9 protein-coding genes are annotated in these 10,027 nt (G+C 75.3%); 8 read left to right on the plus strand and 1 reads right to left on the minus strand.

Features of this window, described 5'->3' with window-relative positions:
* The first annotated feature begins 87 nt into the window (after window positions 1-87).
* Window positions 88-2,226, plus strand: coding sequence for a primosomal protein N' (locus ABT160_RS35105; protein ID WP_351652025.1), 2,139 nt, complete (start codon window positions 88-90; stop codon window positions 2,224-2,226).
* 126 nt (window positions 2,227-2,352) lie between these two features.
* Here ABT160_RS35105 and ABT160_RS35110 read toward each other — a convergent pair whose 3' ends face one another.
* Window positions 2,353-2,877, minus strand: coding sequence for a hypothetical protein (locus ABT160_RS35110; RefSeq protein ID WP_351652026.1), 525 nt, complete (start codon window positions 2,875-2,877; stop codon window positions 2,353-2,355).
* Window positions 2,878-3,124: 247 nt separating this feature from the next.
* On the opposite strand from ABT160_RS35110, the gene fmt reads away from it, so the two are divergent.
* The 7 genes from fmt to ABT160_RS35145 all read left to right on the plus strand — a co-directional run bounded on the left by fmt (window position 3,125) and on the right by ABT160_RS35145 (window position 9,938).
* A complete protein-coding gene (fmt, locus tag ABT160_RS35115; RefSeq protein ID WP_351652027.1) occupies window positions 3,125-4,069 on the plus strand; it encodes a methionyl-tRNA formyltransferase in 945 nt (314 codons plus the stop codon).
* Window positions 4,070-4,107: 38 nt separating this feature from the next.
* A complete protein-coding gene (locus ABT160_RS35120) occupies window positions 4,108-5,529 on the plus strand; it encodes an RsmB/NOP family class I SAM-dependent RNA methyltransferase (protein ID WP_351652028.1) in 1,422 nt (473 codons plus the stop codon).
* 158 nt (window positions 5,530-5,687) lie between these two features.
* Window positions 5,688-6,371: a ribulose-phosphate 3-epimerase gene (rpe, locus tag ABT160_RS35125; protein WP_351652029.1), complete on the plus strand. Its 684-nt coding sequence runs from the start codon at window positions 5,688-5,690 to the stop codon at window positions 6,369-6,371.
* A gap of 205 nt (window positions 6,372-6,576) precedes the next feature.
* Window positions 6,577-7,593, plus strand: coding sequence for a sugar-binding transcriptional regulator (locus ABT160_RS35130; protein WP_351652033.1), 1,017 nt, complete (start codon window positions 6,577-6,579; stop codon window positions 7,591-7,593).
* Between the two features lie 62 nt (window positions 7,594-7,655).
* Window positions 7,656-8,087 (plus strand): guanyl-specific ribonuclease, encoded by a 432-nt coding sequence (locus ABT160_RS35135; RefSeq protein WP_351652030.1) that lies wholly within the window; start codon window positions 7,656-7,658, stop codon window positions 8,085-8,087.
* Window positions 8,074-8,388 carry a barstar family protein gene (locus ABT160_RS35140; protein ID WP_351652031.1) on the plus strand — a complete coding sequence of 105 codons (315 nt, stop codon included), beginning with the start codon at window positions 8,074-8,076 and terminating at the stop codon, window positions 8,386-8,388. Before ABT160_RS35135 ends, ABT160_RS35140 begins: the two co-directional genes overlap by 14 nt.
* 86 nt (window positions 8,389-8,474) lie before the next feature.
* Window positions 8,475-9,938 (plus strand): GuaB1 family IMP dehydrogenase-related protein, encoded by a 1,464-nt coding sequence (locus ABT160_RS35145; RefSeq protein ID WP_351652034.1) that lies wholly within the window; start codon window positions 8,475-8,477, stop codon window positions 9,936-9,938.
* Window positions 9,939-10,027: the final 89 nt, after the last annotated feature.

Below are 10,027 nucleotides of genomic sequence, written 5' to 3' on the forward strand. Positions count from 1 at the left end.
ACCCCGGAGCCCGGCACCCCTGGTGCCGGGCTCCGGCGCGTTCGCGGCCGCCCGCCGCTGTCGGTGCCGTCTGGTAGGAATGCTGCTGTGAGCAGCGAGAACGGTACGGGGAGCGGGAGCGGCGAGGACGAGCCGGAGCAGCTCGCGCTGATCCGGGAGACCGTGCGCCAGGCCAAGGTGCCGCGGGCCAAGCCGCGCACCCACCGGGGGGCGCCGCTGGCCGAGCGGCTGCCGGTGGCGCGGGTCCTGGTGAACAAGGGCGTGCTCCACCTCGACCGGTACTTCGAGTACGCGGTGCCCCGCGAGCTGGACGCCGACGCGCAGCCCGGCGTGCGGGTGCGGGTGCGCTTCGGCGCGGGCACCAGGAACGTGCGCGGCGGGCGGCGCGAGGGCGGCGGGCTCATCGACGGCTTCCTGGTGGAGCGGGTCGAGGAGGCCGAGTACCAGGGGCCGCTGGCCGCGCTCGCCCAGGTCGTCTCGCCCGAGCCGGTCCTCGACCCCGCGCTCCTCGACCTCACCCGGGCCGTCGCCGACCGCTACGCGGGCAGCCTCGCCGACGTCCTCCAGCTCGCCGTGCCGCCCCGGCACGGGAAGGCCGAGGCCGAGGAGTTCCCGCCGCCGCCCGCGCCGCCCGCCGCGCCCGCGCCCGGCTCCTGGCAGTGCTACCCGCGCGGCCCCGAGTTCCTCTCCTCGCTGGCCGGCGGCGGGGCGCCGCGGGCCGTGTGGACGGCGCTGCCCGGGCCCGGGTGGGCCACCGAGATCGGCCTCGCCGTGCAGGCGGCCCTCGCCTCCGGGCGCGGCGCCCTCGTCGTCGTACCGACCGTGCGGCTCGCCGAGCGGGTGGACCGGGCCCTGCGCGAGGTCCTCGGGCCCGGGCAGCACGCCCTGCTCACCGCCGACGCCGGACAGCAGCGCCGCTACCGCGAGTGGCTGGCCGTGCGGCGCGGCGCCGTGCGGGCCGTGGTGGGCACCCGCGCCGCGATGTTCGCCCCCGTGCGCGACCTCGGCCTCGTCGTGCTGTGGGACGACGGGGACGCCCACCACAGCGACGACCACGCGCCGTTCCCCCATGTCCGCGAGGTCCTCGAACTGCGCGCCTCCCGTGACAAGTGCGCCTTCCTCGCCGGGAGTTGGAGCTGCACCGTGGAGGCGGCCCAGCTGGTGAGCAGCGGCTGGGCCGGGACGCTCGCGGCGCCGCGCGAGACCGTGCGCCGGGTCGCGCCGACCGTGCGCACCATCGGCGACCTCGACGACGCCCGCGACGAGGCCGCCCGCGCGGCCCGACTGCCCAGCCTGGCCTGGGAGGTGGCGCGCGGAGCGCTGCGGGAGGGGCCGGTGCTGGTGCAGGTGCCCCGGCGGGGTTACGTACCCCGGCTGGCCTGTCAGCGCTGTCGGACGCCCGCGCGGTGCCGGCACTGCGCGGGGCCGCTGGAGGCCCGGGAGCAGGGGGAGTTGTGCTGCGGCTGGTGCGGGCGCGGCGAGGGCGACTGGCACTGCGCCGAGTGCGGCGGGGTGCGGCTGCGGGCCCAGGTGGTGGGCGCGCGGCGGACCGCGGAGGAGCTGGGGCGGGCCTTCCCCGCGGTGCCGGTGCGCACCTCGGGCCGGGACCACGTCCTGGACACGGTGCCGGGCCACCCGGCGCTGGTGGTGAGCACGCCCGGCGCGGAACCGGTGGCCGAGGGCGGGTACGCGGCGGCGCTGCTGCTGGACGGCTGGGCGATGCTGGGCCGGGCCGACCTGCGGGCGGGCGAGGAGGCGCTGCGGCGCTGGATGTCGGCGGCCGCGCTGGTGCGGGGGCAGGAGGCGGGCGGCGCGGTGGTGATCGTCGCGGAGCCGACGCTGCGGCCGGTGCAGGCGCTGGTGCGCTGGGACCCGGTGGGGCACGCCCAGCGCGAGCTGGCGGAGCGGGCCGAGCTGGGGTTCCCGCCGGTGTCGCGGATGGCCTCGGTGACCGGGCGCCCCGAGGCGGTGGCCCAGTTCGTGGCCGGGGCCGAACTGCCGCCGGACGTCGAGGTGTTGGGGCCGGTCCCGGTGGCGCCGACGCGCGGGCCCGGTGGGCCTCCGGCGGGGGAGTCCTGGGAGCGGGTGCTGCTGCGGGTGCCGCCGGGGACCGGGGCGGCACTGGCCCGCGCGCTGAAGGAGGCGCGGGCGGGTCGGGCGGCGCGCGGAGGCGCGGGTGCGGCGGAGGGCGTGCGGGTGCGGGTGGATCCGCCGGACATCGGGTAGGGCGGGGCGCGGGGCCGTGGTGCGCGAAGGCTCTGAAGGCCGTCCCCCCGCGCGCGGCCGGTGCGGAACACGACGATGCCCCGGGTCCACGGTCCACCACCGCGTGGCCGGGGCAGTCGGGTCGTGTCAGCCGTTGCGCGGGCCCGGGAAGGCCGTGGGGCGGCTCTCCTCGCGCAGGGACTGGGAGCTCGCCGTCGGCTGAGGCGGCATCGAGCGGGCCGCGGGCACGGCGGGGAGCGGCGGGACGGGCGGGACCGGCAGCGTGCGGGTCGTCTGCTCCTCCTGGACCGTCGGCTGCTGGGGCGCGCGCCGGGCACCGTAGCGGCGGTGCACCGCCTGCTTGGTGACGCCGAGCGCCGAGCCCACCGCGTCCCACGAGAAGCCCAGCGAGCGGTCGAAGTCCACGGCCGCGGTCACCAGGGTCTCGACGCTGTCCCGCAGTTCCTGGGCCAGGCGCACGGTCGGGGCGGGGGCCCTGCCGTAGACGACGAAGCCCGTGGACGGGCCGGAGCGGCGCGGGCGGTAGACGTTGCCCAGCTGGGCGGTGAGGGTGCGCAGAGCGTCCACCTGCCGGCGGACCCGCTCGATGTCCCGTACCAACAAGTGCAGGCTTGCCCGGGCTTGGGCGTCGTGGGTTGCGTGGTCGGCCATTTACAAGCCTCTCGAACCGGCGTTGACAAGTCGAAAAAAGGGGCGGGCCGCGCACGACTGCGGCCCGATTCGGTCAATCTCTCTTGACCAACGCGCCACCGGGGGTTGGGTCACGCTGGAGGGGCGTGTCCGCATATGCGCAGGGCGCGCGGGTGTGCGTACGCCCCCTGACGTGCGGCCCCATAGACTGGTGCGTCGCTCGTCCACGCCCGAGCCACCGCCCCGAGACAGACAGGCAGCCGCCACCATGAAGCTGGTCTTCGCAGGCACCCCCGAGGTCGCCGTACCCGCCCTGGACGCACTGATCGCCTCCGGCCGGCACGAGGTGGCCGCCGTCGTCACCCGACCCGACGCCCCCGCCGGGCGCGGCCGCCGACTGGTCGCCAGCCCGGTCGCCGAGCGGGCCGAGGAAGCCGGCATCGAGGTGCTCAAGCCCGCCAGGCCGCGCGACGAGGACTTCCTGGCCCGGCTGCGCGAGATCGCCCCGGACTGCTGCCCGGTCGTGGCCTACGGCGCGCTGCTGCCCCGGGTCGCCCTGGACGTGCCCGCGCACGGCTGGGTCAACCTGCACTTCTCGCTGCTGCCCGCCTGGCGCGGCGCGGCGCCCGTGCAGCACTCGCTGATGGCGGGCGACGAGGTGACGGGCGCCTCCACCTTCCTGATCGAGGAGGGCCTGGACTCCGGCCCGGTGTACGGGGTGGTCACCGAGGACGTCCGGCCCACCGACACCAGCGGGGATCTGCTGACCCGGCTGGCGTTCGCGGGCGCCGGGCTGCTCGCCGCGACCATGGACGGCATCGAGGACGGCACCCTGAAGGCCGTGCCGCAGCCGTCCGAGGGCGTCACCCTCGCCCCGAAGATCCAGGTCGAGGACGCCCTCGTGGACTGGTCGGCGCCCGCGCTGCGGGTGGACCGGGTGGTGCGCGGCTGCACCCCGGCGCCCGGCGCCTGGACGGTCTTCCGCGGCGAGCGGCTGAAGCTGGTGCAGGCCGTGCCGGCGGTGGACCGCACCGACCTGGCGCCCGGTGAGCTGTCGGCCGGGAAGAACAACGTGTACGTCGGCACCGGTTCGTACGCCGTGGAACTGCTGTGGGTGCAGCCGCAGGGCAAGAAGCCGATGCGCGGCGCCGACTGGGCCCGCGGGGTGCGCATCGCCCCGGGTGAGCGCGTCGGGGCGCCCGGCGTACGCTGAGGGGATAGTTCAGCCCCTTTCGAAACGCGGAGCACCTTTTGAGCGAGCAGTCCCGTCGCCCTGCCCCCCGGCCGCACCGGCGCCCCAAGAAGGACCCGGTCCGGATCCTCGCCTTCGAGGCCCTGCGGGCCGTGGACGAGCGGGACGCCTACGCCAACCTGGTGCTGCCGCCGCTGCTGCGGAAGGCGCGGGAGAAGGGCGACTTCGACGGGCGCGACGCGGCGCTCGCGACGGAGCTGGTGTACGGGACGCTGCGCCGCCAGGGCACGTACGACGCGGTCATCGCGGCCTGCGTCGACCGCCCGCTGCGCGAGGTGGACCCGCCGGTGCTCGACGTGCTCTCGCTCGGCGCCCACCAGCTGCTCGGCACCCGCATCCCCACCCACGCGGCCGTCTCGGCGACCGTGGAGCTGGCGCGCGTGGTGCTCGGTGACGGGCGGGCCAAGTTCGTGAACGCCGTCCTGCGCAAGATCGCCCAGGACGACCTGGACGGCTGGCTGGAGCGGGTCGCGCCGCCCTACGACGAGGACCCCGAGGACCACCTGGCCGTCGTGCACTCCCATCCGCGCTGGGTCGTCTCGGCGCTCTGGGACGCGCTCGGCGGGCCGCGCGCGGGCATCGAGGACCTCCTGGAGGCCGACAACGAGCGGCCCGAGGTGACCCTGGTCGCCCGGCCCGGCCGGTCCACCCCCGAGGAACTGCTCGCGGCGGTGGGCGAGGACTCGGCGGAGCCGGGGCGCTGGTCCCCGTACGCCGTGCGGATGGCCGAGGGCGGCGAGCCCGGGGCGCTGCGGCCGGTCCAGGAGGGCCGGGCCGGGGTCCAGGACGAGGGCAGCCAGCTGGTGGCGGCCGCGCTCGCCAACGCCCCGGTCGAGGGCCGCGACGAGCGCTGGCTGGACGGCTGCGCCGGGCCCGGCGGCAAGGCCGCGCTGCTCGCCGCGCTGGCCGCCGGGCGGGGCGCCGCGCTGCTCGCCTCCGAGAAGCAGCCGCACCGGGCGCGCCTGGTGGAGCGGGCGCTGGCCGGCAACCCCGGCCCGTACCAGGTCATCACCGCCGACGGCACCCGCCCGCCGTGGGGCCCCGGCTCCTTCGACCGGGTCCTGATGGACGTGCCCTGCTCGGGCCTCGGCGCCCTGCGCCGCCGCCCGGAGGCCCGCTGGCGGCGCCGCCCGGAGGACCTGGACTCGTTCGGCCCGCTGCAACGCGCGCTGCTCACCGAGGCGTTGAAGGCGGTCCGGGTCGGCGGCGTGGTCGGCTACGCGACCTGCTCGCCGCACCTGGCCGAGACCCGGGTCGTGGTGGACGACGTGCTCAAGAAGTTCCCCGGCGCCGAACTCATCGACGCCCGCCCCCTGATGCCGGGCGTCCCCGCCCTGGGCGAGGGCCCCGACGTCCAGCTCTGGCCCCACCTGCACGGCACGGACGCGATGTACCTGGCCCTGCTGCGCAGGACGGCCTGATTCCACCCGGCTCCGGGCGCTCCGGTGCCCGGAGCCGGGCGTTCTCCAGAGGCGAATGGCCTGGATTGCCGGGACTGTGGGGGGATCCCGAGCGGTCCCGCGGGATCCGGGGGCGCGCGGAGGCGGGGAAGTGCCGTGGGGCATGGCAGGCTTGGCACATGGCCCAGATCAACCCCAGCATCCTGTCCGCAGACTTCAGCCGACTCGCCGAGGAGGCGAAGGCCGTCGAGGGCGCCGACTGGCTGCACGTCGACGTCATGGACAACCACTTCGTGCCCAACCTGACCCTCGGGGTGCCGGTGGTCGAGTCGCTCAGCCGGGCGACCGACATCCCGCTGGACTGCCACCTGATGATCGCGGACCCCGACCGCTGGGCGCCGCAGTACGTCGAGGCCGGGGCCGGGTCCGTGACCTTCCACGCCGAGGCCGCCGCCGCGCCGGTGCGGCTGGCCCGGGAGATCCGCGCCAAGGGGGCCCGCGCCTCCATGGCGCTGAAGCCCGCCACGCCGATCGAGCCGTACGAGGACCTGCTCCCCGAGCTCGACATGCTGCTGATCATGACGGTGGAGCCGGGCTTCGGCGGCCAGGCGTTCCTGGACATCATGCTGCCCAAGATCCGCCGCACCCGGGAGCTGATCTCCAAGCACGGCCTGGAGCTGTGGCTGCAGGTCGACGGCGGTGTCTCGGCCGCCACCATCGAGCAGTGCGCCGAGGCCGGCGCGGACGTGTTCGTGGCCGGATCTGCGGTCTACAACACCGACGACCCGGCCGCCGCGGTGCGCATGCTGCGCAACCAGGCGGACGAGGCGACCGCCGCCGCGGCCTGGGCCTGCGCCCACTGACCCGTACGGGCGAACCGGCGCCCGGGGCCGTGGCCACCGGGCCACGGGCAGATGAACGGGGCCCGACGAGGGCCCCGCAGGACTGATCAAGTACCGCCGGATCTGACAGGATGAACGGCGAGTCCAGAGTGTGAACGGCACCGGCGCCCACGCGCCGGTGCGCGAGCAGTGACGCAACAGCAGTGAGGAGATCGCGGTGTCTGCAATGTCGGCGGGTCGGTCAGCCCTGCGGATGGGACCCGCGGAGCTCGTGCAGGCGGCGGCCATGGCCCGTCGCTTCTACCTGGAGGGCAAGTCCAAGATCCAGATCGCCGAGGAGTTCGGCGTCAGCCGCTTCAAGGTGGCCCGGGTCCTGGAGACGGCCCTGGAGCGGGACCTCGTACGGATCGAGATCCGCGTCCCGGCCGAGCTGGACGCCGAGCGCTCCGACGCGCTGCGCGCCCGCTTCGGCCTGCGCCACGCGGTCGTCGTGGAGTCCCCGGCCGAGGGCGAGGACGAGTCGCCCGACCCGGAGAACCTCGGCGAGGTGGCCGCCGACCTGCTCGGCGAGCTGGTCAACGAGGGCGACGTCCTGGGCCTGGCCTGGGGCCGCTCCACCATCCACATGGCCGCCGCGCTCGACCGGCTGCCCCCGTGCACGGTCGTCCAGCTGACCGGGGTGTACGACGCCGGGACCGCCGAGCGCGGCTCGGTGGAGGCCGTGCGGCGCGCCGCCCAGGTCTCCGGCGGCGAGGCCCACCCCATCTACGCCCCCATGCTGCTGCCCGACCCGGCGACCGCCGCGGCGCTGCGCAACCAGACCGGGATCGCCCGGGCCTTCGAGTACTTCGACAAGGTCACCGTGGCCTGCGTGTCCATCGGCTCCTGGGAGCCGGGCATCTCCACCGTGCACGACATGCTCTCCGACGAGGAGCGGGCCCACTACGCCTCCCTCGGCGTCGCCGCCGAGATGTCGGCGCACCTGTTCGACGCCGACGGCCGCCGCGTCGGCCGCGACCTGGGCGAGCGCTGCATCACCGTGGAGGCCGACCGGCTGCGCCGCATCCCGGAGGTCGTCGCCATCGCGGGCGGCGCCCGCAAGGCGCACGCCATCGGCGCGGTGCTCCGCTCCGGCCTGGTCACCAGCCTGGTCACCGACACCGCGGCCGCCGACTTCCTGCTCGGCGACTCCGCCCCCGGCGCCCACCCCGCCCTGGAGCGGGCCGACCCCGACGACGAGTAGGACGGTCGCCCGGTAGCGCCGGACGGCGGGTACGGAACCGCGGATACCGGTAGCTTCGGGGCATGGTGTCTCGCTCCGGGCGGTTCACGGCCGTCCTCGTCGCCGTCGGTGTCGTCCTCGGCCTGCTGCTCACCGGCTGCGGGCGCCAGTCGGGCTCCCAGGGCGGCGCCTCGCCGTCCCCGTCGCGCCCGCCCGCGTCGGCGTCCTCCGGGGCCCTGCGCGTCGCCGACCTGCCCGCCGAGGCCCATCAGACCCTCCGCCTGATCAGGAAGGGCGGCCCCTTCCCGTACGACAAGGACGGGGTCGTCTTCGGCAACTTCGAGAAGCGGCTGCCGTCGAAGAAGCGCGGCTACTACCACGAGTACACCGTCCGCACCCCGGGCGAGCGCGGGCGCGGCGCCCGGCGGATCGTGACCGGCTCCGGCGGCGAGGTCTACTACACGGCCGACCACTACGAGACCTTCGAGGAGGTCGAGCCCGATGACGCTCGCTGACCCGGTCGTCCTCGACCTGAGCGGGGTGGCCGACAAGGCCGCCTTCATGGAGCGCTGCGCCTCCGCGCTGGACCTGCCCGGCTGGTTCGGGCGCAACTGGGACGCCCTCGCCGACAGCCTCACCGACCTGCCCCGGGGCACCGTCGTGGTGGTGGAGGGCTGGCAGGACTACGCGGCCGGGCGGCCCGACGAGTGGGAGGTCGCCCAGGAGGTCCTGGAGTCGGCCGTGCTGCCCGGGGCGCTCGACGTACTGCTCCGCCTTGGAGGATCCCACCAGCACCCGGACCGAAGCCCTGGATGATCGGCCCGGGCAGCGCATTCCCGCCGACGTGGGACAATGAACTACGTGCTTTTTCCCCCTGGCTGAAATGCCCGGGGGCCACTCCGATCGACTGGGATGTCCAGCACGTGCGTTTCCTCAATGACCAGAAGCCGCCGTACGACCTGACGTACGACGATGTGTTCATGGTGCCGAGCCGCTCGGCCGTCGGTTCCCGCCAGGGCGTGGACCTCAGCTCGCCCGACGGCACCGGGACGACCATCCCGCTGGTCGTGGCGAACATGACCGCGATCGCGGGCCGCCGGATGGCCGAGACCGTCGCCCGCCGCGGCGGCATCGTCGTCATCCCCCAGGACATCCCGATCGAGGTCGTCACCGACGTCATCTCCTGGGTCAAGACGCGCCACCACGTCCTGGACACCCCGATCGTGCTGGCCCCGACCCAGACCGTCGCCGACGCGCTGGCGCTGCTGCCCAAGCGCGCCCACAACGCCGGTGTCGTCGTCGACGCCGACAACAAGCCGGTCGGCGTCGTCACCGACCAGGACCTGGCCGGGGTGGACCGCTTCACCCAGCTGTCCGAGGTCATGTCCAAGGACCTGCTGCTGCTCGACGCGGACATCGACCCGCGCGAGGCCTTCAACAAGCTGGACAACGCCAACCGCCGCTACGCGCCCGCCGTGGACCGCGACGGCAAGCTGGCCGGCATCCTGACCCGCAAGGGCGCCCTGCGCGCCACCCTGTACTCGCCGGCCGTGGACGCCAAGGGCGGGCTGCGCGTCGCCGCCGCCGTCGGCATCAACGGCGACGTGGCCGGCAAGGCCAAGCAGCTGCTCGACGCGGGCGTGGACACGCTCGTCGTCGACACCGCGCACGGCCACCAGGAGTCGATGATCGCCGCGGTCAAGGCCGTGCGCGCGCTCGACCCGCAGGTGCCGATCGTCGCGGGCAACATCGTGGCCGCCGAGGGCGTCAAGGACCTCATCGAGGCCGGCGCGGACATCATCAAGGTCGGTGTGGGCCCCGGCGCCATGTGCACCACCCGCATGATGACCGGCGTGGGCCGCCCGCAGTTCTCCGCCGTCCTGGAGTGCTCCGCCGAGGCCGCGAAGTACGGCAAGCACGTGTGGGCCGACGGCGGTGTCCGCCACCCGCGCGACGTCGCCATGGCGCTCGCCGCCGGTGCGTCCAACGTGATGATCGGCTCCTGGTTCGCCGGTACGTACGAGTCCCCGGGCGACCTCCAGCAGGCCGCCGACGGCCGCCTGTACAAGGAGTCCTTCGGCATGGCGTCCGCGCGCGCCGTGAAGAACCGCACCAGCGAGGAGTCCTCCTACGACCGCGCCCGCAAGGCGCTGTTCGAGGAGGGCATCTCCACCTCGCGGATGTTCCTCGACCCGGCCCGCCCGGGCGTCGAGGACCTGATCGACTCGATCATCGCCGGTGTGCGCTCGTCCTTCACCTACGCGGGTGCGGGCAGCCTGGCCGAGTTCGAGGACAAGGCGATCGTCGGCGTGCAGTCCGCCGCCGGGTACGCCGAGGGCAAGCCGCTGCACTCCAGCTGGAGCTAGGGCCTTTCGTTTGATGGTGCCGCGGGGCCCCGGGCCCCCCGCCCCGGGGGCGCGGGCGGGGGGGGGGGGGGGCGCGGGCACCCCGGCGC

The organism is Streptomyces sp. NPDC001941 (assembly GCF_040296945.1).
Classification (GTDB): domain Bacteria; phylum Actinomycetota; class Actinomycetes; order Streptomycetales; family Streptomycetaceae; genus Streptomyces.

Coding starts and splice junctions, on each gene's coding strand:
- ABT160_RS35110 (WP_351652026.1), bottom strand. CDS start 2,877: ATGGCCGACCACGCAACCCACGACGCCCAAGCCCGGGCAAGCCTGCAC.
- fmt (WP_351652027.1), top strand. CDS start 3,125: ATGAAGCTGGTCTTCGCAGGCACCCCCGAGGTCGCCGTACCCGCCCTG.
- rpe (WP_351652029.1), top strand. CDS start 5,688: ATGGCCCAGATCAACCCCAGCATCCTGTCCGCAGACTTCAGCCGACTC.
- ABT160_RS35130 (WP_351652033.1), top strand. CDS start 6,577: ATGTCGGCGGGTCGGTCAGCCCTGCGGATGGGACCCGCGGAGCTCGTG.
- ABT160_RS35135 (WP_351652030.1), top strand. CDS start 7,656: ATGGTGTCTCGCTCCGGGCGGTTCACGGCCGTCCTCGTCGCCGTCGGT.
- ABT160_RS35140 (WP_351652031.1), top strand. CDS start 8,074: ATGACGCTCGCTGACCCGGTCGTCCTCGACCTGAGCGGGGTGGCCGAC.